The sequence below is a fragment of the Mesocryomonas lacus genome (genome assembly GCF_055730135.2).
In genome coordinates this window covers 194593-215694 of record NZ_JBUZWE020000010.1, presented here as the reverse complement: position 1 = coordinate 215694, position 21102 = coordinate 194593, and the positions used below count along the sequence as shown (strand labels likewise).

At 64.6% G+C, this 21102-nt stretch carries 14 protein-coding genes; 8 read left to right on the top strand and 6 right to left on the bottom strand.

Translation table 11 applies throughout. The features are described 5' to 3' along the window. Positions 1-1207 precede the first annotated feature (1207 nt). Complete coding sequence (locus ACZLZY_RS16910) at positions 1208-2980, top strand: right-handed parallel beta-helix repeat-containing protein (protein WP_472935374.1); 1773 nt, start codon at positions 1208-1210, stop codon at positions 2978-2980. Positions 2981-3025: 45 nt separating this feature from the next. Here the strand turns inward: ACZLZY_RS16910 and ACZLZY_RS16905 are convergent, their stop codons facing one another. The 4 genes from ACZLZY_RS16905 to ACZLZY_RS16890 all read right to left on the bottom strand — a co-directional run bounded on the left by ACZLZY_RS16905 (position 3026) and on the right by ACZLZY_RS16890 (position 8111). Then, a complete protein-coding gene (locus tag ACZLZY_RS16905; protein ID WP_472935373.1) occupies positions 3026-4483 on the bottom strand; it encodes a phosphomannomutase in 1458 nt (485 codons plus the stop codon). Positions 4484-5075: 592 nt separating this feature from the next. Beyond that, positions 5076-6083, bottom strand: coding sequence for a LuxR C-terminal-related transcriptional regulator (locus ACZLZY_RS16900; RefSeq protein WP_472935372.1), 1008 nt, complete (start codon positions 6081-6083; stop codon positions 5076-5078). Positions 6084-6265: 182 nt separating this feature from the next. Further along, positions 6266-7021 carry a WecB/TagA/CpsF family glycosyltransferase gene (locus ACZLZY_RS16895; protein ID WP_472935371.1) on the bottom strand — a complete coding sequence of 252 codons (756 nt, stop codon included), beginning with the start codon at positions 7019-7021 and terminating at the stop codon, positions 6266-6268. Positions 7022-7109: 88 nt separating this feature from the next. After that, the gene (locus ACZLZY_RS16890) at positions 7110-8111 is read right to left on the bottom strand and encodes a UDP-glucuronic acid decarboxylase family protein (RefSeq protein ID WP_472935370.1); all 1002 of its coding nucleotides are present in this window, start codon (positions 8109-8111) and stop codon (positions 7110-7112) included. A gap of 337 nt (positions 8112-8448) precedes the next feature. On the opposite strand from ACZLZY_RS16890, the gene ACZLZY_RS16885 reads away from it, so the two are divergent. The 3 genes from ACZLZY_RS16885 to ACZLZY_RS16875 all read left to right on the top strand — a co-directional run bounded on the left by ACZLZY_RS16885 (position 8449) and on the right by ACZLZY_RS16875 (position 11795). After that, positions 8449-9465 (top strand): NAD-dependent epimerase/dehydratase family protein, encoded by a 1017-nt coding sequence (locus tag ACZLZY_RS16885; protein WP_472935369.1) that lies wholly within the window; start codon positions 8449-8451, stop codon positions 9463-9465. A gap of 123 nt (positions 9466-9588) precedes the next feature. Further along, on the top strand, positions 9589-10356 hold the full coding sequence (locus tag ACZLZY_RS16880; protein WP_472935368.1) for a sugar transferase: 768 nt from the start codon (positions 9589-9591) through the stop codon (positions 10354-10356). A gap of 53 nt (positions 10357-10409) precedes the next feature. After that, on the top strand, positions 10410-11795 hold the full coding sequence (locus ACZLZY_RS16875) for a UDP-glucose dehydrogenase family protein (RefSeq protein WP_472935367.1): 1386 nt from the start codon (positions 10410-10412) through the stop codon (positions 11793-11795). Between the two features lie 105 nt (positions 11796-11900). Here the strand turns inward: ACZLZY_RS16875 and ACZLZY_RS16870 are convergent, their stop codons facing one another. Together ACZLZY_RS16870 and ACZLZY_RS16865 are read right to left on the bottom strand one after the other, a co-directional pair. Beyond that, positions 11901-13184 carry a GNAT family N-acetyltransferase gene (locus ACZLZY_RS16870; protein WP_472935365.1) on the bottom strand — a complete coding sequence of 428 codons (1284 nt, stop codon included), beginning with the start codon at positions 13182-13184 and terminating at the stop codon, positions 11901-11903. Next, positions 13181-14515 carry a GNAT family N-acetyltransferase gene (locus tag ACZLZY_RS16865; RefSeq protein ID WP_472935364.1) on the bottom strand — a complete coding sequence of 445 codons (1335 nt, stop codon included), beginning with the start codon at positions 14513-14515 and terminating at the stop codon, positions 13181-13183. The genes ACZLZY_RS16870 and ACZLZY_RS16865 overlap by 4 nt, the downstream gene beginning before the upstream one ends. A 337-nt stretch (positions 14516-14852) precedes the next feature. On the opposite strand from ACZLZY_RS16865, the gene ACZLZY_RS16860 reads away from it, so the two are divergent. The 4 genes from ACZLZY_RS16860 (at position 14853) to ACZLZY_RS16845 (ending at position 21043) form a co-directional block, all read left to right on the top strand. After that, a complete protein-coding gene (locus ACZLZY_RS16860; RefSeq protein WP_472935363.1) occupies positions 14853-16259 on the top strand; it encodes a polysaccharide biosynthesis/export family protein in 1407 nt (468 codons plus the stop codon). 46 nt (positions 16260-16305) lie between these two features. Beyond that, complete coding sequence (locus ACZLZY_RS16855) at positions 16306-17742, top strand: mannose-1-phosphate guanylyltransferase/mannose-6-phosphate isomerase (protein WP_472935362.1); 1437 nt, start codon at positions 16306-16308, stop codon at positions 17740-17742. Between the two features lie 121 nt (positions 17743-17863). Beyond that, complete coding sequence (locus ACZLZY_RS16850) at positions 17864-19636, top strand: type I secretion system permease/ATPase (RefSeq protein ID WP_472935361.1); 1773 nt, start codon at positions 17864-17866, stop codon at positions 19634-19636. 90 nt (positions 19637-19726) lie between these two features. After that, positions 19727-21043, top strand: a complete 1317-nt coding sequence (locus ACZLZY_RS16845; RefSeq protein WP_472935360.1) for an HlyD family type I secretion periplasmic adaptor subunit — start codon at positions 19727-19729, stop codon at positions 21041-21043. The last annotated feature ends 59 nt before the right edge of the window (positions 21044-21102 follow it).

The following is a 21102-nucleotide window of genomic DNA, read 5'->3' as shown; positions in this document are numbered from 1 at the left end:
ATCATGGAGACTCATCACTCCGTTAACCACCTGGTTCATCTCAATCCCATCACTTATGTAGTTCGCTATCTTCCTTACAGTACGTTCGATACCTTTCACCCTATCGCCGAACCCGTTTCTGCTCCTTCCTTGCATACGCAGTGTTGTTTACAAATATTATGTTCTAGAGATTGTGTTTTCTTCTATTGCAATCGTCGTTTGTACAAAATCATTATTTTCTTTTTCCAGTTCATACTTTGCACACTCTGAAGGCAATGTCTTCCGGCATCAGAGCGATGAAATCCTGCTGCAAAACCTCATGTTTATTTGACTCGCAACGGTGGGAAGAGAACTGTGGAGCCTCTTCTGCGCCGGGAGCGAGAGCTAGACGAGCAGCCTTCGTCGAAGATGATGCGAAGACTGTGCATTGCAGTAGGCGTTGTACGGACCTGCCCCCACATCAAAAAAGAGGGAGCCAGCCAGATCTGCCGTTCCGCAGCGGCCGCCGATTGCAACGCCCATCAAACGCTGAAGCGGACGAGCCTTGGCGATCGCGGACGCGCGACGCCTTGCGCATTCGCCATCGCGGCGAAAGGCGGACTCTTTCGAGGATAGTGTATTAGCCAACTCTTTCATTCCTGACGACACCGCCCATGCCCTCCAATTCAATCCAAGGCTCTCCTATTCAAAAACAAAGCAGAAATATTTCGAACCAACAACTTAATAATATTGAATGTTTTTTACTAAATTTAACGATATAATAAGTATGATTTTCAAGCTCTCCGCTCGAATAGACTGGCTCGGAAACTGATGTCAGCCGATCGCTTTCGCCGAACGGATGCGGCAAACCTCAAAAGTGGTCAAAACTCGTTAAGCACCTCATCTCTGCAACCGACGACTGAACCCGAACGCATGGGCGACGCGAAGTGGAAAGTGCGTTGCAAGATGTCTACCTTGAATTCCAAGCCCCCTTCATACAACCTGGCCGCGATTATGGCGGGGAGACACATTCCTGACTATTTCTGAAATCACTTTGACCTGGTGTTCAACATTCAAAGTGATTTAAATGCCAGCAACCAATACACTTCGAAGCGGACCGACGTCTGTCGAAATTCCCAACGGCGCGATTCAAATTTCGGTTGGTGACAACTATCAAAGTATAGTTGGGAATGCGGCACCCAATGCGGTTTTTGTCTTCGAAGAAGGTGTCCACCGCCTCACGCAGCCATTGGATCCGAAGGATGGCCAGACGTTTATCGGCCAGCAAGGCGCCGTCCTCGATGGCGGAGCGGTCCTCACCAGCTTCACCCAGCAAGGCTCGCTCTATGTCGCGTCCGGCCAGACCCAGGAGGGCCTGCGCATCGCCACAAGCGAGGCTGTTGCCGAGCGCGGCGGCTTTCCTGAAACCGTCTTCGTTGACGGCCATCCCCTGAAACCCGTTTCCAGTCTGGACGCGGTTAAGCCCGGCAGCTTCTATTTCGACTACGCCGCGGACAAGATCTACCTTGCGGACAACCCGGCCGGACACACCGTCGAGGCCGGCATTGCGAGCGCTGCTTTCGAGTCTGATGCCAGCGGCGTGACGATCTCCAACCTCGTCATCCAGCACTTCAATGCACCGACCCAGCACGGCGCCATCCAGGGCGGCGAGAACTGGACCGTCGAGAACAACGAGGTGAAGCTGAACTACGGCGTCGGCATCACCGTTCAGGACGGCGGCAAGATCATCGGCAACAATGTGCACGACAATGGCCAGATGGGCATCGGCGGCAACGGCGCCAACATCCTCGTCGAGGGCAACGACATCGGCGCGAATGGCGGCTGGTCCGGCATCGACCCCTTCTGGGAAGGCGGCGGCAGCAAGTTTGCGCAGACCACCAACCTCGTCGTCCGCGACAATTACAGCCACGACAATCACGGCTTCGGCCTGTGGACCGACGTCGACAACATCGACACGCTCTACGAGGGCAATCTGGTCGTCAACAATGACGGCGGCGGCATCAACCACGAGATCTCCTACGACGCGGTAATCCGCAACAACACCTTTGCCGGCAATGGCGAGGCGGCGCAGGGCGACTGGCTGTGGGGAGCGGCGATCCAGCTGCAGAACGCGCAGAATGTCGATGTCTACGGCAACAAGATCGACATGTCGGACGGGCTCAACGGCATCGGTCTGATCCAGCAGGATCGCGGCAGCGGGGCCTATGGCGCGTACACCACCACCGGCAACACCGTGCACGACAACGTGCTCGTCTCGACCGGCGGCGACGGCCGGTCCGGCGCCGTTGCCGACTTCAACGAAGCGGGCCTCCTCAACGGCGGCAATGTCTTCAGCGACAACCAGTACTTCATGGACGGCGGAAACCACTGGTGGTGGGGCGATCTGCCAAGCGGCGACACCTGGGCCGCCTATCAGTCCGATACCGATCAGGACAACGGCTCGACCCTCAGCTCGGCGACGCCCCCCGATACGTCGGCCTGGCTGACCGGGGACGGTTCGACAGCGACCGGTTCCGGTGCGGCGACGCCGGTTTCTGCGGCGCCGGCGGCTCCCGCAGCACCGATTGTTACCGAGGCACCGGCCGTTGACACAGCGCCCCAGCCCGCCCCTAACGTCAGCACGGACGGGTCGGACATCGTCGGCAGCGCTTCAGCAGATGTTCTCACCGGCCAAGCCGGCGCGCTGGAGATTCATGCGATGGGCGGCAATGACACGATCCATGCCGGCACCGGCAACGAGCTGTTGTTCGGTGGCGCCGGGGCCGACATCTTCGTTTTCAACGATGACGGCAGCACCGACTCGATCGAGGACATGAGCCTTGGCGGCCAGCAGCATGACCAGATCGTCCTGCCGGCGGATTTCTTCGGATCGTTCGACGATGTGCTGGATGCCGCCAGCCCTTCCGGCGAAGACGTGATGATCGAGTTCGGCAGCAGCCATCTGCTGATCAACGAGGCAAGCATCGCCGACCTGCACGCGAACGACTTCGCCTTCGCGTGAGCACCGGCGGCCGGCCATGGAAAAGCCGCGGGCCGGCCGCCTTCATCACGCTGTCTGTAGCCGCGACAGACCGCTGATGTGATCCCGCGCCTGGGCAAGGCTCCAGCGCAGCAACTGATCGGCGTCGGCCTGCGAGCCGGCCTCGACGTAGCACCGAAGCTCCGGCGCGTTGCCGGAAGGACGGAAGTGCACCGAGCAGCCGCTGGCGAAGGTGGCTTTGAAGCCATCGATCACGTTGATGCTGGCCAGCGTGCCGATCGGGGCGAAGAACTCGCCGAGAAAAAAGGCGTCGGTCGCGAGCTTCTGCATGAACATGAAGCTTTGACTCGCGTGAACGTTCTGCAGCCGGTGCGCCGCGGCGTATCCGGCGTGCAGCTGGGCAATCAACGCGCTCAGCGGCACTTCCAGCGCGCGCGCTTCGGCAAGGCTTGCCAGAATGGGCAGCAAGGCATCGCGTGTCGGCAGCGCCCTCAAGGTGCGGCCCTGCCAGTGAATGTCCTTCAGGTGCAGGAAGCCGCCATTCGCCTCGAAGCCGCCAATGCCGGCATCGCCGCGGGCGGCGGCTTCGACCATCCCCTGAATTACGAAGGGCGAGCCGACCTTGGTGCGGATCACCGACTGGCCGATGCCCGATGTCTCGACGGCGGTGCTCGAGGTGACGGGGGTGACGAGGGTGCGAAGGCCGAGATGCCGGGCGGTGATAAGGCCGAGCAAGTCGCCGCGGATCACCACCCCGCTTTCGTCGGCGACCAGCGGCCGATCGGCGTCGCCATCGGTTGAGACGATCGCATCATAGCGATTGCGACGCCCCCAGGCGCCGAGCTGGGCAAGGTCCTCCGGCCGATGCGCTTCGGTATCGACGGGTATAAACATTTCGGAGCGGCCGAGCTCCTCCACGGCAGCGCCGAGGGCAACGAGCACGTCGAGGAGAATGTCACGGGCAACAGAGCTGTGGGTGAACACGCCCACCTGCAGGCCTGACAGGCAATTGCCAGGAAAGAAATCGAGGTAGCGCTTGCGGTATCGCGCGATGCACTCGGTGTTGCGTTCCAGCGGCCCGACGCTGCGCAGCAAGCGGATCGGCCCGCCGCCGCTGGTGATCGCTTCGAACTGGGCATGGATGCCCTCTTCATCAGCCTTGGTGATCTCGCCATCCCGGCGATAGAACTTCAGGCCGTTTCGATCGTCGGGGATATGGCTTCCGGTGACCATCACCGCCGGACAGCCATTTTCGAGCGCCGCCAAAGCTAAAGCCGGTGTCGGCAGCGCGCCGCAGTCGATCGCCTCGTACCCGGCGTGCAGCGCCGACGCCAGGCAGTTGCCGACGATGTCCGGGCTGCTGGCCCGCAGGTCGCGACCGAACAGCACCACGCGTTTCGCGTCCGGCCTCTCGGTTCTGTCGAGATGCCGGAGAAAGGCCAGCACGTAGGCGTAGCTCGGCCATCCCGCCAAGTCGGACACGAGCCCGCGCAACCCACTGGTTCCAAATTTCAAACTGCTCATCGCGTTGGCCTCAGACGAAGTCATCGCGCGAGCTAGGTCTTTGAGGAGCCGGGCGCGATGGCGGACATTGTGCCCGGCCGCCAGCGCATGCTGGCCCGAACCAGCGCACGATCCAGTATTTCTAGTTCTGAGGTCAATGTAGAAACGGTCTTAACACCATCGTTCATCGTAATGTAACAAAGTGTTAATAGAGTTTGGACCGGCTATATTTAGAGCGGGCCTCGAAGATAACCGATCCGCAAGCAAGGGCACGCCCTCCTCCTGCCGGCGTGCCCGGCATGGATGCGACAGGAGTAACGGCGGAGTGGGCGAGCGCATCCTTCCGGGCGGCCTTGTCCTAAAGCGGGCCCTACCCTGAACGATGCCTAAGACGTCGACAGTGCATGGTCATCTCGCGTCCGCAACAGGCCGTGACTTTCGTCGCACGGAACAGGCGGTCTATATGGCGGGGCAGTGGAGACAGCGGCGAGCCCAGGCCATTCGCGCCCTGGGCTATTTTTACCGATGTAACGAACACGCTTCCCTCAAAGTAAAACAGACCGATCGAAGGAGGAGAGCGTCCCGTTGTTATCCAGTCAGGCCGCGCGGACTCCTAGACGGTCCCCAACCGCACATCACCCGCGCGGCTATGAACCAGCGCCAAAGCGACAGGAGGATCGACAGCCTCTTCGGCCCCGCTATCGCCATCGTCAGCCTCGACGGTGGTGGTCGACGGCGGCACGGCCGCCAGATGGCCGCGATCGATATTCAAGGCGACCGGCGCATCGATCTGCGCCGACGAACGGTGCATCTTATTGATCGCCCACACCGCGGCCTGGGTACGGTTGGCGACGCTGATCTTGCGCAAGATCGCCTTGAGATGCACCTTCACGGTCGCCTCGGTGATGTTGCAACGGCGGGCGATCAGCTTGTTGGAATGCCCGTTGACCAGACAATCGAGGATTTCGAGCTCGCGATCGGACAGCCCCTCTCGGCGCGAGGAGATCATGGTCGGTGCGGCGTGGACGGGGGCCGGCACAGGGCTTGCGGGCGCAAGCGTCCATCGGTCGGCATTCTTGTCTGCCGGCGTGCCATCCCCCTCCCCCGGCGCTACCGGGATCGCCGCCTCGATCTCAACGCGCCGCGGCGGCTCTTCGGCACCGGAATCGGCGTTGACGATGAAGACGCTCTGGCTCTTCAGCACAAGTTCCAGGCTGAGGCACAGCACCTCGGTCGAGATCGACTTCAGCAGCACGCCATCAATGCCGTAATGCGCCGCCTGCCAGCGCTGCTCCTCCGAACAGGAATTGATAAGCAGAACGACATGACTGCCGGGATAGGTCTGCTTGAGGTTGGCGACCTCCAGCAGATCGAACTCGGCAGCAGAATTGGCGCCTAGCAGGAATGTCATCCCCTTCGTTGACCTCGTCTGAAGCTGCTGCACTTCCTCCAAATCCGTGCAGACAGACTGAATCTTGAACTGAGACTCTTTCAGGAGTGATACCAGCCCCTCCCGGAACAATCGGCTCTTGTCACAGATGATGATCCCTGCACGCCCACGCATTTCATACCCCCATTTAATTTCAGCGCTATTCTGTATACATGCACTGCCTATTTTCATTGGCGTTTTATTCGCCGATCATTTTGCCAATCCGAAGGTTGGGAAATTTTTATGCGGCTTGATCAGCCGGCACACTGCCAATCAAAGGATGACTTATGGTGCTCATTGAATGCTACTGCGCAGTCATCATCTATTTTGGTGGCAAACAAACAAGCCAAACATTTGTAGTTCTGACATTGTAATCAGCGCTTATCGAATAAAATCCTGAACATGAATGTCGGGATGATCACGAGGTATCGCCGATAGAGGCGCCTCGGTTCGCTGAGAAGACGGAACAGCCATTCCAGCCCCGATCTGCGCATCCAATGCGGTGCCTGACGCTTACGGCCGGACAGGAAATCGAAGGCGGCGCCGACGCCGATCATGACCGGCACCTCGAGGCGGCTGCGATGGCTGCTCATCCAGCGCTCCTGCTTCGGCGTGCTGAGGCCGACCCAAAGGATGTCCGGCCGCGCCTGGTTGATACGCTCCACCGTCGCCGCGTCCTCCTCAGGGGTCATCGCCCGGAACGGCGGCGTCAGCGTGCCCACCACCTGCAGGCCCGGAATCAACGCCTGCAGCCGTTGCTTCAACTCGTCGGCAACCCCCTCGGCGCCGCCATAGTAGAAATGCCGATGACCGGTCGTGGCGGCACGCGCGCTGAGCTTCAGCATCAGTTCAGGTCCGTAGACCCGCTGCACGGCCGAAAGGCCGCGTGAATGCGCGACCCAGACGAGGGGCATGCCGTCCGGCGTCACCATGCCCGCCTCCTCATGGATACGGCGCAGCGCTTCGTCGCGTCCGCACTCAATGACGCCGTGCACGCCGGTGATGCAGACAAAGGTTGGATCGCGCGCCTCGATCCAGGCCTCGATCGCCTCGATGGCCTTGCGCGGATCGATCGCGCTGATCGGCACGCCAAGCACCTTGAAACTCGGTGGTTTTGCCAAGAAGGCCATCGGTCGACCAGCGTGCACGCGTTCTTGAATGGTCATGACCTCTCAACCCCTCGCTGAGGAATTTCGCAAGACGCCTGCAGCGCTCCCATCACTCTGCCGCTTCGGCAACGGCGCCGCTGACGGCAAGGTCCGAGCGGAGCAGCTCGGCGAAGTACTGGACTGTTCGGCGCAGGCCTTCCGCCAGTGGCACCATCGGCTCCCAGTCGAGATGCTGGCGGGCCAGCGAGATGTCGGGGCGGCGGTGCGTCGGATCATCCACCGGCAGCGGCCGGAAGGAGATGGTCGAGGCATGGCCGACGAGCGAACGGATCTCTTCTGCGACGTCGAGGACCCGGCTTTCGTGCTCGTTGCCGAGATTGACCGGCCCGGGCAAGCCCGGTCGGTTCATCAGGCGGTACAGCCCGAGCACGAGATCGTCGACATAGCACAGCGACCGCGTCTGGCTGCCATCCCCGTAGACGGTCATCGGCTCGCCACTCAGCGCCTGGACGATGAGGTTCGACACCACCCGCCCGTCGGCCGGGGCCATGCGAGGGCCATAGGTGTTGAAGATCCGGGCCACCCGCACATCGACGCCGTACTGGTGACGGTAGTCGTAAAACAGGGCCTCGGCGCTGCGCTTGCCTTCGTCGTAGCAGGCGCGGGGGCCCCAGCAGTTGACGTTGCCGCGGTAGGTCTCGGGCTGCGGCGAGATCTCCGGCTCTCCATAGATCTCGCTGGTCGAGGCCATCAAGGCCCGCGCCCCGGTTCGCCGCGCCATTTCCAGGACGTTGATGGCACCGAGAACCGACGTTTCCATGGTGAAGACCGGGTCCGCCTGGTATTTGGGGGGCGAAGCCGGACAGGCCAGATGGTAGATTTGCGTTGCCTCGAGCCGAATGGCCGAGCGCACGTCGCCGACGATCACATGAAACCGCGGATGTGGCTCCAGATGCGCGATGTTCTCGCGGCTCGACGTCGAGAAATTGTCGAGGCAAATCACTTCGTGACCATATCTCAACAAAAACTCACAAAGGTTGGCGCCGACAAAGCCTGATCCGCCAGTAACAAGTATCCTGTTCATCGCGCGTTCCTCAGGGTGAATCTTCATCCGCTCCGGTGGTGAAAGCCACGCTAGGCCAGTCCTGCGCCGGAGGGGACTGGCGTCAGATGATCATCAGGCCGGAAGCAGGGTCAATGCGAATGCTGCAGCGCAATGTGAGCAATCCGATTGGCTAGCGAATGTCATCATACGATGTCGGCAACTATCTGTTTCGAAACGAGCGCTCTTCCTTCGTCCTGCATCAAATAATCAGGACAGTCGCCCGAGACTATCGCTCAGGTAAACGAACCTCTTCACCGGTAAAGAGAGCTATCACCTTTGGGGATCTTACATTCCGCCCGACGGAGACGCAGCGTTGGCGCATCGTCAACGAAGGGAAAGAACGATGCTGGAACGCAATCGAGAGAAGAAGATCCTGGTCACCGGAGCCGGTGGCTTCATCGCCCATCACCTGACCTCCCGGTTGAAGGAGATGGGACACTGGGTCCGCGCTGCCGACATCAAGATGCCGGAATACGGCGCCAGCCGCGCCGATGAATTCCTGAAAGTCGACCTGCGGGAACGCGACAACTGCGCGGCGGCCACGGCGGGAATGGACGAGGTCTACCACCTCGCGGCCGACATGGGCGGCATCGGCTACATCAGCCAGTCGCATGCCGAGATCACCCTCAACAACACCCGCATGGACATCGGCATGATCGAGGCGGCGCACAAGGCTGGGGTTAAGCGCTTCCTCTACTCTTCCTCGGCTTGCGTCTATCCTTCGCACCTGCAGCACAATCCCGACGTCGTGCCGCTGCGCGAGGAAGACGCTTTTCCGGCGGCGCCCGAGGAGGGCTACGGCCTGGAGAAGCTCTACACTGAGAAACTTTGTGAATACTACACGCAGGACTACGGTTTCGAGACCCGTGTCGTGCGCTTTCACAACGTCTACGGTCCGCTCGGCACTTATGACGGCGGCCGCGAGAAGGCACCGGCGGCGATCGCCCGCAAGGTGGCGAAGGCCCGCAACGGAGACGAGATCGAGATTTGGGGCGATGGCCAACAGACCCGCTCGTTCATGTACATCGACGATTGCGTCGAAGGCCTGGTGCGGCTCATGCGCTCCGACTATTCGCAACCGCTGAACCTCGGCACGGATGAGCTCGTCACCATCAACGATCTCGTCGACATCGTCTCCGCCGCGGCCGGCAAACAACTCGTCAAGCGCCACGAGCTGTCGAGGCCACAGGGCGTTCGCGGGCGCAACAGCGACAACACGCGGCTGCGCAACGTGCTGGGCTGGGAACCCACCATCGGCCTCCATGCCGGCATCGTCCCGACCTACCGCTGGATCGAGAAGCAGTTGCAGCACGCCGGGGGACACCACGCCCCGCTGTCGGCGGTCGCCGCCCCGCGCTGACCGCCCCGCCAGCGACGTCGCCGGGTTACCGCTCCGGCGACACGCCTGGTTTTCCCCCAGCCTTCTCGACCCCTTCCATGAAAACGTCGTGCCAGCCGGCACGACGCAAGGTGGAGTTACGTCATGTCGCTTGCCGATCCCGAAATCGACATCAGCGCCGAACGGCCCGGTCTCCGGCTGGGGGGCGCGCCGAACAGCATCGGCCTGGAACCGCCGGCCGCCACCATGGTGCTGGCCGAGGCGACGGGGGCAGCGCGGCGTGGCGCCCTCGCGCTTGGCCCGCTGGCGAAATCGGTGTTCGATTTCCTCGTCGCCGGCGCGCTGCTTCTCGCCGCGCTGCCGTTCATCCTCGTCCTCGCCGCCGCGATCTGGAGCGTCGACCGCCACTCCCCCTTCTACGCCCAGACGCGCGTCGGACGGCACGGCGTCCCCTTCCGAGTCTGGAAGCTGCGCAGCATGTTCATCGACGCCGACAGCCGTCTGGCGCGCCATCTCAACGAAAACCCCGCAGCCGCTGCCGAATGGCAGCGCTGCTTCAAACTGAAGGACGATCCGCGCATTCTGCCCTGGATCGGAAACTTCATCCGCCGCAGCAGCCTCGACGAACTGCCGCAGCTCTGGAACATCCTCTGCGGCGAAATGAGCCTGGTCGGCCCGCGCCCCTTCCCGTCCTATCATCTCGACAGTTTCAGCGCGGAATTCCGCCAGCTGCGCTGCAGCGTGCTGCCGGGCCTCACCGGGCTCTGGCAGATCCAGTCCCGCAGCGATGGCGACCTCTCCGACCAGGAGAGCTGGGACAAGACCTACATCCGCGACCGCTGCCTGAGCCTCGATCTCGTCATCCTGCTCCGCACCTTGCCTGCGGTGCTTTCCGCCCGCGGTGCACGCTGACGCGGCGACGACGATAAGCGATCTCGCCAACCGTTTCTTCCTCCGGAGGCCATATGCTGAAAATTTGCGTTATCGGAACGGGCTATGTCGGCCTCGTGACCGGAGCTTGCCTCGCCGAACTCGGGCACAGCGTGCTGTGCGTCGATACCAATGCTCAGAAAATTGCGCGGCTCCAAGCGGGCGACATCCCGATCTACGAGCCCGGGCTCGACCAGCTCGTCGCCCGCAACATGGCCGAGGGACGGCTGAGCTTCAGTGTCGACTTCGCCGAGGCAATGGCCAGCGAGACGCTGGCGCTGTTCTTTGCCATCGGCACCCCGACCGCCGCCGGTGGGCCGAATGCCGAGATCGGCCCACTGGTTGCCGCCGTCCAGAACGCCGCGCGCTGCCGGGCGGAGAGCGGTGCGGACGGCTTCGTCGCGATGGTGATCAAGTCGACCGTGCCGGTCGGCACCTGCGCCAGCCTCGACGCCCTGGTTGCCGCCCACTTGCCACGTGAGCGCTTTGCGATCGTGTCCAATCCGGAGTTCCTGCGCGAAGGTTGCGCCATGATGGATTTCCTGGTGCCGGACAGGATCGTCATCGGCTCGGGTTCGCCGGAGGGGCTGGCACTGATGCGCCGGGTCTACGCGCCCCTAACCTTGCGCGGCCACCGCCTGCTGGCGTTCGATGCGATCGAAACGTCGGAGATGATCAAGTATGCGTCGAACATCTTTCTCGCCACGAAGATTGGCCTCATCAACGAGTTCGCGCTGCTGTGCGAGAAGGTCGGTGCCGACGTGGAGGATCTCGCCATCGGCGTCGGGCTCGACAAGCGGATCGGTGCCGCCGGCCTGAAAGCCGGGCCGGGCTTCGGCGGATCGTGCTTTCCCAAGGATCTGCGCGCGCTGGTGCGCACGGCGAGCGACGCCGGCAATTCCATGCCGATCGCTGAGGCAGTGATCCTCTCGAACGAGCGGCAGAAACTGGCCATGGTCAACCGCATCATTGATCGGCTGGACGGCGATGTCCGCCATCTGCGGATCGCGGCGCTCGGTCTCAGCTTCAAGGCCGGCACGGACGACGTGCGCGAGGCGCCGGCGATCACGGTGATCGACGGCCTGATCGACGCCGGCGCCGAGGTCGTCGCCCACGATCCCGCGGCGATGGCCAATTTCGCCCACCTGCTGCCCGATGTCGAGATGGCCGGCACGGCCGAAGAGGCGCTGCTCGACGCCGACGCCGTCGTGCTCCTCACCGAATGGGCCGACTACGCGCAGCTGCCATGGGCAGAACTACGTCAGACGATGGCACGGCCCCTCGTCATCGACTTGCGCAACCATCTCGACGGCACGTTGCTGAGAGCGCTGGGCTACGAGTATCTCGGCCTCGGCCACACACCCCTTCCGCCCGAGACCACGCTGGCCGACAGCCTGCAGCAGCCGATCGCCGCGGAGTAGCCAAGCCAAAGGGCATCTGTCCCACCGCATCCGGCGCGACCGCAAGGGCCCGCCGGATGCGGTGCGATTCGCGGCGGTCGCGCCATCGCATCCGCTGCCGCCCCCTCACCCTTTCGGCTTCTCCTTCCCCGACACCAGTCGATGACGGGCCGCTTGGAAGGCATGCCGCGCCAAGTCCTTGGCGCGGCGGAGGAAGCGCTCACGGGCGGCAAGGCACCACACCACCACCGCCGAGTGCCGACGGGTGCCAATCAGGATATCGACGAGCTCGTGCCGCTCGGACCAGCGCTCGGCCTGAAAACCCGTATCGCGGTGGTTACAGGAATCGGTGCGCTCGACGCCGGGGTCGCGCAGAAGCTCCAGCGTCAGGTCTTCGAGCAACTGGATCCCCGGGGAGTAACGCCGATAGCTCTCGTCGAAGGCAATCCGCCAGGTGAAGGCTTCCCGTCCGGCGCAGAGCAGGACGCTCATCACCACTGGCCTGCCGTCGACCCGCAACGCGTGGATCCTCACCCCATCGCGCAGGGCAAGACCCTGGATCATTTTTCGAACCGTCGCGGCCGTTTCGGCATTCGACGCCAGCGCGCTGCCGCGCGAGCCTTTCCAGCCGGAAGCCTCGATCACCAGAAACTCTTCCAGCTGCCGCTCGATCTCAGCGACGCTGACGCCCGCCGCGAATTCGAGGTGGCCCATCTCCCCGAGCTTTCGCCGCTGACGGGCGAGGTTCTTGATATGAGCCCGCGACCCGGTCTTCGCCCAGAACCCTTCGGGATCTGGCTTGGGAAGGAGATGTGCCCGGCGCCGTCTCTCGACGATGGCACAGGGCATCTTGTGCCGCTCAAGCGCCGCGGTGAGCGCGGGGACCAGCCCGGCGCTGAAATCGCCGATCTCGGCAAAGCCCGGAAGCCCCGGGTTGTCGCGCAGTTCGGCAAGCAGAAGAGAGAACACCGGCTCGGCGAACGCCGCGTCGACGACTGGCGTCCCGAGATAGGCCACCGGCGTCGTCGGGCTGACGAAGCCCCGGAACGGCGAGGTCAGCCGGCTGGCGCGCAACGCCCCGAGCCATGCGCCGACCAGGAAGGGCTCGGGCTCCGACGCCGTCGCGGCATGCCATACGAGGAGCACGCGCAAGGACAGCGACGAGGCGGCCTCGACGCCCAGCGCCACGGCCGGGTCCATGAAGACGTTGGCGACAGCGGCGCGCCGGCAGAGGCACTGCCATTCGCCGGCATGAGCCGCAAACTGCGTGGCATCGACGACCGATACCGAGAGCGCCCGACCCTCGACGGTCGCAGCCGTGGTCGCACGAAGGTCCAAGGCATGCGCCGCGGCTTGCGGATCAACCGAAATGCCGCCCATCCGGTCGCCTTGCCAATGACCGACACTCATCGGACCTGACCGCCTTCGCCCTTGCGAGCGACGCTCGGCTTGCCGCCGTCGCGCCAATCTCGCAGCTTTCGGCGGGCCGCCTCCAGACCCCGCCGCCACGGCGGACGGGCGCGCCAGGCGGCCATCGTCGACCTCGCCCGGTGCTTTGCCTGAAAGGCTAGATACGCGGTGGAGCCCAGAAGACAGAAGCCCGCGGAAACCCCGGTGCGGACGTCGAGAACGGCGTCGGCCACATCCAGCCGCCCGCTCCAGAACTCCGCCATGTAGCCATCGTCCCGGTGATTGCAGGAATCGGCAGACTCGATGCGGATGTCGTCAATAAAGAGTGCCGTCACCTCCTCAAGCAGCAGGAGGCCGGGGCCGCAGGGCTTGAACGCCTCGTCATAGGCCGTTTTCCAGGTGAAGGCGGTCTGGCCGGAGGTCAGCGTCACCTGCATGGCGACCGGCCGCCCGGCACTGCGGAGCACGGCGATGTCGGCAAGGCCCCGGGCGGACAAGGCGGTCAGCGCATCCCGGAAAAATCCACTGAGGGCGCGATGCCGAAGGATCGCCCGCCCGCGTCTGGCGCCCTGCCCTTTCCAGCCGGAGGCCTCCAGCGCCAGAAACTCCTCGAGCACCGCACCGAAAGCCACAGGGTGCACCGCGTGCGTACAGCAAACCTCGCCTTGTTCTGCCAGCCGCCGGCGTTTCTGCCGCAGCGCCTTGCTGCGGCTGCGCGACAGAGGCGCCGGCCGTGCCAGCGCATCGAGCCGGGGACGCCGGCGGGAATCGATCAGGAGCACGCGGATCCGCCGCGACCGGAACACCTGCCGCATCACCTCGCCGAGCGGGCCGGACAGATGCAGCGCATGGATCTGCAGCAGTTTCGGCAGCTGCGGCGCATCGGCGATGGCGGCGATCAGCCGATCGACGACGGCCAGCGAACGGACGTCATCGACCACCGGCGTTCCGAGCGCGGCATGACCGTGGACCGGCGTCTTCAGGACGCTGATCGGAAGCAGCGGCGACGCGCGGCAGGCGGTGAAGGCCCAGGCCCCCAGCAACCGCATCGGCGAGGGACCAGAGGGGGCCGCCCAGGCCAGAAGCACATAGACCGGGTCTCGCTGCCAGCCGGCCGCGGCGGCGACCAGCGACGGCTCCATGAAAGCATTGGCGGCCAGCGCCCGGCCGGCAAGGTCGCGGAATTGCGCTTCCACGGCGAGGAACCGTTCAGGCGTCGCGACCTCGACGGTGATCGCACGTTCCGACGCGTCCGCAGCGGCGACCATGGACCGGCCGCCGCCGAAAGCCCGCGCCAATTCGATAAGGTTCTTGCTGGGCTCGGCAGACATCGTTCGGCACCCTGTTGCTCGCGGCAACTCTAAAGTGCGACGGCGCCGAAGAGACGGGGCGATCGGGAGTAACCCTCTTCCCGCCTCGTCTCCGAGCAAGCTGGGCGGCAATTTTCGCCATCTTGGCAGCAAAACATCATTCGTTCCGCGGAAAGGTTTCGACGGCAGGAGGAAGTAATCCTTGCGGAGGGCGTCTGTAGCCACAATCGTTTCCCTTCCTTCTTGGGAAACTGCTTACGCTCGGCACTGATCAATCAACCGATCAGTCAGATGCGGGGCGCAGATGGACAAGCCGATACTCGAGAGGTGGCTGAGGCGTGGTCGTGGTGGATGGCGGGTGCCAGGTCTTTGGCTGCTGTCCACCGCCATGGTGCTCGGGCCCATCCACGGCCATGCCGCACAGGCGGCGGGTGAGCAGGCCAGTGCGCAAGCGGCCACCGTTCAAGCCGGCAAGGCGCAACCTGCGGAAGCCGAGCCATACCTGCTGGCGCCCGGCGACCGGGTCTCGATCACCGTCTTCGACCAGACCGAGATCTCCGGCACTTACCTCGTCGAGCCGATGGGCACGATCACCTTACCGCTGGTCGGGCCGATCGACGTCACCCAGTTCACGCCGGAAGGTCTGCAGGCCGATCTCGTCCAGCGCTTCGGCAGCGGCTATCTGCAAAATCCGGTAATCAGCGTCCGCCTTACGGAACTGCGGCCGCTGACCATCGTCGGCAGCGTGCGGGCACCGGGCCGTTACGCCTATATCGACGGCATGACGATCGAGACGGCGCTGGCGCTGGCCGGCGGCATGGCGCGACTGACCAACGAAACGGTCGCCCAGCGCTCGGATTTCCTCCAGACCGACGAGCGTCTAAAGAGTCTCAAGCTCGCCTATCTCGGACAGCTCGCCCGCAAGGCGCGTCTCGACGCCCAGCTCGGCGGTTCGGCGACGATCGAGGCGCCCGATGTCGGCATTGCCGATGCCGACATGATGCGGCGGCTGATCGAGGGCGAGCGGGAAATCCTCGCCTTCCAGTCGACTTCGCAGAACCGTCAGCTCGGCCTGCTGCAACAGCAGAGCCGGCAAGTCGAAGGCGACGTCGCCGCCTTCCAGGAGCAAAGCGAACTGCAGCAGGAGCAGATCGACTACCTCGACGTCCAGATCAAGGATTTCAAGGGCCTTCTGGTCAACGGGTTGACCAAGAAGTCCTCGGTCATCGACCTCCAGCGCGAGAAGTCGAAGAGCCGCTCGGACCTGTCGCGGATCATGAGCGACCTCGCCCGCTCGAAGTCCTCGCTGGCGGAAATCAACCTTAAGCTCGCGGAACTCGACACCTCCTATCGCAGCCGGCTGATGACCGACCTCCAGGAAACCAAGCTAAAGCTGGCGGAAGCGGAAGGCGGGCTTCCCCTCGTCACCGAGGCGCGGCAGATCAAGCTCGACCAGATGCCGTTCGACGCGCAATCGGCTGCAGGCGCGCTGACCTTGCGGATTTCCCGCTACCGCCAGGGGCGCATGGACGTCTTCGATGCGACGATGACGACGGCGCTCTGGCCGGGCGACATCCTCCAGGCGGGATCTGGAAGCGCCAGCACTGGCGGCGTCGCCGCGCCGGCGACGGCGGGCCTCGGTTCGCTGCAACTGGCGCCGCCGCAAGACCCCGCATCCGGCGATGCCTCTTCGTTCATCCCCGCGACCCCGGACGTCGACGCGGTTCCCGACACGCAGCGGCACGAGCGCATCAGCCGGAAATAGTCCCGCCGATAGCCCCTCTTCCTTTCTCTCACCAGGAGCGAACAGCATGACTGCGGACATCCGACCCCTCATCCTCTGCGGAGGCTCCGGAACCCGGCTCTGGCCGGTCTCCCGCGACTCCATGCCGAAGCAGTTCATCCCGCTGACCGGCGAACTGTCGTCCTTCCAGCAAACCTTGCTGCGGGTTTCCGACGATGCCGTGTTCGGCTTTCCGGTCATCGTCACGGCCGAGAGCCAGCGTTTCGAGGTCGAGCGCCAGCTGCGCGCCATCGACATGGACGCGACTCTCATCTTGGAGCCGGAGGCTCGCGATTCAGGCCCCGCTATCCTCGCCGGCCTCCTGCTGGTCGCCGAGCAGAGCCCCGGCTGCTGCGTTGCCGTGCTGGCCTCGGACCACGTCATCGAGGACAGCCGGGCCTTCGTCGCCAGCATGATCGCGGGCCGCGCCGCGGCGTTGGAGGGGCGGATCGTCACTTTCGGCATCGCTCCGACCCATCCGGCCACCGGCTACGGCTACATCGAGCCGGGTCCCGCGATCCCGCCCGGACTGCCGCCGGTGCAACGCTTCATTGAGAAGCCGGACGCGGCCACCGCCACGACTTACATCGAGAACGGCTACCTCTGGAACTCCGGCAATTTCCTGACCCTTCCGGAAACGCTGATCAGCGAATATGCGCGGCTGCAGCCGCAGGACTTCGCCGCTGTGCAGCATGCCGTCGCCGACCGGACCAACCGGTCCGGCGCCCTGGCGCTCGACCGCAGCGCCTACCAGCAGGCGCGAAAGATCTCGATCGACTACGCCGTCATGGAAGAGACCGACCGCGCCAGCGTGGTGCGCTCGGCCTGGGGCTGGTCGGATGTCGGCACCTGGGACGCGCTCTGGGAAATCTCCCCGCGCGACGACCACGGCAACGCGTTGCGCGGCGACATCCAGGTGCTCGGCAGCGAGGGCTGCTACATCCGCTCCAGCGGCCAGTTGACCTCGGTGGTCGGAACCAAGGATCTCGTCGTCATCGTCGAGCCGGACTCCGTCCTGGTGGTCGACCGCAAGCGGGCCGGCGACGTCAAGCTGCTGGTCGAGGACATGAAGCGCCGGTCGGTGCCGCAGGCATCGGCGCATCAGCGGGTGCACCGCCCCTGGGGCTGGTACGAGGTGCGCGATCTCGGCAGCAATTTCCAGGTGAAGCGGATCGCCGTCTATCCCGGTGGCCGGCTCTCGCTGCAGAAGCATCAGTTCCGCGCCGAGCACTGGGTGGTGGTGACCGGCACCGCGCGCGTCACCGTCGATGCCGCGATCTACATCCTCCAGCCGAACGAGCATGCCGAGATTCCGCTGGGCGCGGTGCACCGGCTGGAGAATGCAGGCAGTTCGCTCCTCGAAATCGTCGAGGTCCAGCACGGCAGCTATCTCGGCGAGGACGACATCATCCGGATCGAGGACATCTACGACCGGATCGCTCCCATGCAGGAAGCCGCGGAGTAATCCGCCCCCACCCGGCATGACCGGCACGGGCGCATCCCGGCCGCAAGCTCTCGGGTTTCGCGGCCGGGGCCCATGTCGATCATGCCTGTCAGCATTTGAAGGTCGAACCGCAGGTGGGACGATGCCGCGCGAGACGCGCCAGTCGAAGCGAAGCCTTCTTGTTTCGCCGGAACAGGGACCTGCGGCGCCCTCCTCGGCGATGCCCGAGAGCCACATCAGACGGCAGGTGCAGAAGGGACTCGCCGGGCTTTTCGGCTTCACCCTCGTGGTCGACGTGCTGATGCTGGTGCAGCCGCTCTACATGCTGCAGGTCTACGACCGGGTGCTGCCCTCCCGCTCGGTCGAGACGCTCATCTACATCTCGCTGCTGGCGGCGAGCGCACTGATCCTCCTCGGCGTCGTCGACACTATTCGCAGCATTCTGGCGAGCCGTCTTGCCGCGGCCCTTGCGGTGGAGGCGGGCGCCGATACGCTGATCGCGTCGCTGGACGGGCCGCGCGCGCGGCTGGGCGACGTGCAGCCCCTGCGGGACCTCGGCACGGTCCGCGGCTTCATTTCCGGCAAGGGCATTCTCGCCTATCTCGACCTGCCCTTCGCGCCGCTGTTCATCCTCCTCCTCTATCTCGTCCACCCGCATCTCTTCGTGCTCACCGCCCTCGGCGCGGTGGTGCTGGCGCTGATCGCCTGGGCCAACCAGGCTGCCACGCAGGCTGCCTCCTCTCAGGCCAGCGACGCCTCGGTGAACGCGATGCTATCGGCGCAGGCCTTTGCCCGCAGCGCCGAGACGATCAAGGCGATGGGCATGACCAGCGACGTCGTCGGCGCCTGGGGCCGCAGCGAGGCGGTCTCGCTCCAGGCGCAAGACCGCGTGAACCGGATCAACGGCGCGTTTGCCGGCGGCTCGCGCATCGTGCGTCTCGGCCTGCAGATCGCCATCCTCGGCTATGGCGGCTATCTCGTTCTCATGGGCGAGATGACGGCGGGCATGATCTTCGCCTCGTCGCTGATCTCGGCAAGGGGCCTGCAGCCGATCGACCAGGTGATCGCCGGCTGGCGCGGCTTCATCGACACTCGCAAGGCCTGGAGCCGGCTGAAGCTCGCGCTGGCGCGGAGCCCTGCGGACGTCCCGCTGATCGATCTCCCCGCCCCTGCCGGCCGCATCCGCATCGAACAGGCCGTCGTCTTTCCCCCGCGGGGGACGGCGGCTGCCGCGCCGGCGCCGATCCTCAACCGGATTTCGGCAGACATTCCGGCTGGAGAGTGCGTCGCCATCATCGGGCCATCCGGCTCGGGCAAGTCGACGTTGATGCGGGCGATCGTCGGCACCCTCGAGCTTAGCAGCGGCGCGATACGCATCGACGGCGCCGACATCCGCACCTGGGACCGCGAGCGCCTTGGCCGTCACGTCGGCTATCTCGCGCAGGAGGCGGACCTCTTGCCGGGCACGGTGGCCGACAATATCGCCCGCTTTTCCCCGGGCCGTACCGACGAGGCGGTGATCGCCGCAGCCCGCAACGCCCATGTGCACGCCCTCATCCTCGGACTTCCCAAAGGCTACGACACCGTGATCGGGCCGGCGGGGCATCAGTTGTCGGGCGGCCAGCGCCAGCGTGTCGGCCTTGCCCGCGCCTTCTACGGCTCGCCCCGGATCCTCGTGCTCGACGAGCCGAACGCCAACCTTGATTCCGACGGAGAGCGCGCGCTGGAACAGGCGGTGCGGGACGCCCGAGATGCCGCCACCACGGTTCTCATCGTCACCCAGCGCCGGCCGATCGCCGAGCAGGCCGACAAGATCATGGTGATGCGGGCCGGCTCGCTGGTCGATTACGGTCCGCGCGCCGAGGTGATCGCGCGGCAGCAATCCTTGGCCGGCGGACAGGCGGGCCCGGCGTGACGATGTCGTTCTCTTTGACCAGCCATCAGGGATCGCGCGCGGCAGCGGCGGTTCCGCTGCAACCGCTTCAGGATCGGAGGACGTGAGGCCATGGTCGACCGCAACAGCTGGGCTGCGGGCGTCAGCGTCGGCACGCGCCGCCTGACCTTGACCGGCCTCGCCTCCGTCGGCGCCTTCGGGCTGGTCTTCGGGTCGTGGGCGGCCTCGGCCCCGCTCGAAGGCGCGGCGGTGGCGTCCGGCTTCGTCGCCGCCGCCGGTCAGAACCAGCGGATCCAGCACCTCGAAGGCGGCATCGTCGAGAAGATCCACGTCCAGGAAGGCCAGGCGGTCAAGGCCGGCGACATCCTGTTCGAACTGGACCCGACGGCCGCCGAGGCGCAGCGCAACCAACTGGAGCAGCAGGGGGTGTCGCTCGCCGCCCGCGCCATTCGCCTCGTCGCCGAGCGCGACGGCGGCGAGCGCCTCGTCTTCCCGGACGATCTGAAAGACGCCGCACGGGCGCAAGGCGTCGACGGCACTCTAGACGAGCAGCAGAAGGAATTTGCGGTCCGACTGGACCGCCACCGCCAGGAGGGGGTGATCCTGCGCCAGCGGGTGAATGCGCTGAACGAGCAGATCTCCGGCCTGTTGTCGCAGCAGGGGGCCGTCGAACAGCAACTGGCCGTCGTCGCCGAAGAGACAGCGCGCAAGCGAGCGCTGCTCGACAAGGGGCTGACGGACCGCTCGGAGTACACCTTGCTGCTGCGCAGCGAGGCGGAACTGGTCGGCCAGCTGGGGCAAGTGAAATCCAGCGTCCTTGCCGCCAAGATCGAGATCGTCGAGGCCGAGGAGCAGTTTCAGCGGCTGACGACGCAGCGCGTTGAGACCGCGGCGACCCAGCTGAACGACGTGCGCACGCAGATTTCCAGTGCCCGGGAGCAATTGCGCGCCGCCAGCGCCATTCTCGCCCGCCTGCAGATCCGCTCGCCTTCGAACGGCATCGTCGTCAGCACGCCGTTCAACACGCCCGGCAGCGTGGTGCGCGCCGGCGACACGATGCTGGAACTCCTGCCGACGAACGACGATCTGGTGATCGAGGCACGGCTCTCGCCGAATGACATCGACGCGATCTCGATCGGACAGGCGGCGAGCCTGCGCTTCAGCGCCCTCAACGCCCGCACGACGCCGACCGTGCCTGCCACGGTGACCTATATCTCGGCCGACCGGCTGATCGACGAAGCCAGCCGCCAGCCCTACTACATCGCCCGCCTGAAGATTTCCGGCGACCTGCCGGCCGAGATTCGAAAGGCCCAGATCTATCCCGGCATGCCTGTCGAGGCCTTCATCAAGACCGGGGAGCGCACCTTCCTCCAGTATCTCGGCAAGCCCATCCTCGACAGCTTCAACCGCGCCTTCCGCGAGGAATAGCCCGGAGGTTCGTGGGCGCGGCGCAACGGTCGGTGAGGCCGCGGGCTGCCGCCCATACC

Coding starts and splice junctions, on each gene's coding strand:
- ACZLZY_RS16855 (WP_472935362.1), top strand. CDS start 16,306: ATGACTGCGGACATCCGACCCCTCATCCTCTGCGGAGGCTCCGGAACC.
- ACZLZY_RS16875 (WP_472935367.1), top strand. CDS start 10,410: ATGCTGAAAATTTGCGTTATCGGAACGGGCTATGTCGGCCTCGTGACC.
- ACZLZY_RS16870 (WP_472935365.1), bottom strand. CDS start 13,184: ATGAGTGTCGGTCATTGGCAAGGCGACCGGATGGGCGGCATTTCGGTT.
- ACZLZY_RS16905 (WP_472935373.1), bottom strand. CDS start 4,483: ATGAGCAGTTTGAAATTTGGAACCAGTGGGTTGCGCGGGCTCGTGTCC.
- ACZLZY_RS16885 (WP_472935369.1), top strand. CDS start 8,449: ATGCTGGAACGCAATCGAGAGAAGAAGATCCTGGTCACCGGAGCCGGT.
- ACZLZY_RS16865 (WP_472935364.1), bottom strand. CDS start 14,515: ATGTCTGCCGAGCCCAGCAAGAACCTTATCGAATTGGCGCGGGCTTTC.
- ACZLZY_RS16880 (WP_472935368.1), top strand. CDS start 9,589: ATGTCGCTTGCCGATCCCGAAATCGACATCAGCGCCGAACGGCCCGGT.
- ACZLZY_RS16895 (WP_472935371.1), bottom strand. CDS start 7,021: ATGGCCTTCTTGGCAAAACCACCGAGTTTCAAGGTGCTTGGCGTGCCG.
- ACZLZY_RS16890 (WP_472935370.1), bottom strand. CDS start 8,111: ATGAAGATTCACCCTGAGGAACGCGCGATGAACAGGATACTTGTTACT.
- ACZLZY_RS16845 (WP_472935360.1), top strand. CDS start 19,727: ATGGTCGACCGCAACAGCTGGGCTGCGGGCGTCAGCGTCGGCACGCGC.
- ACZLZY_RS16900 (WP_472935372.1), bottom strand. CDS start 6,083: ATGAAAATAGGCAGTGCATGTATACAGAATAGCGCTGAAATTAAATGG.
- ACZLZY_RS16850 (WP_472935361.1), top strand. CDS start 17,864: ATGCCGCGCGAGACGCGCCAGTCGAAGCGAAGCCTTCTTGTTTCGCCG.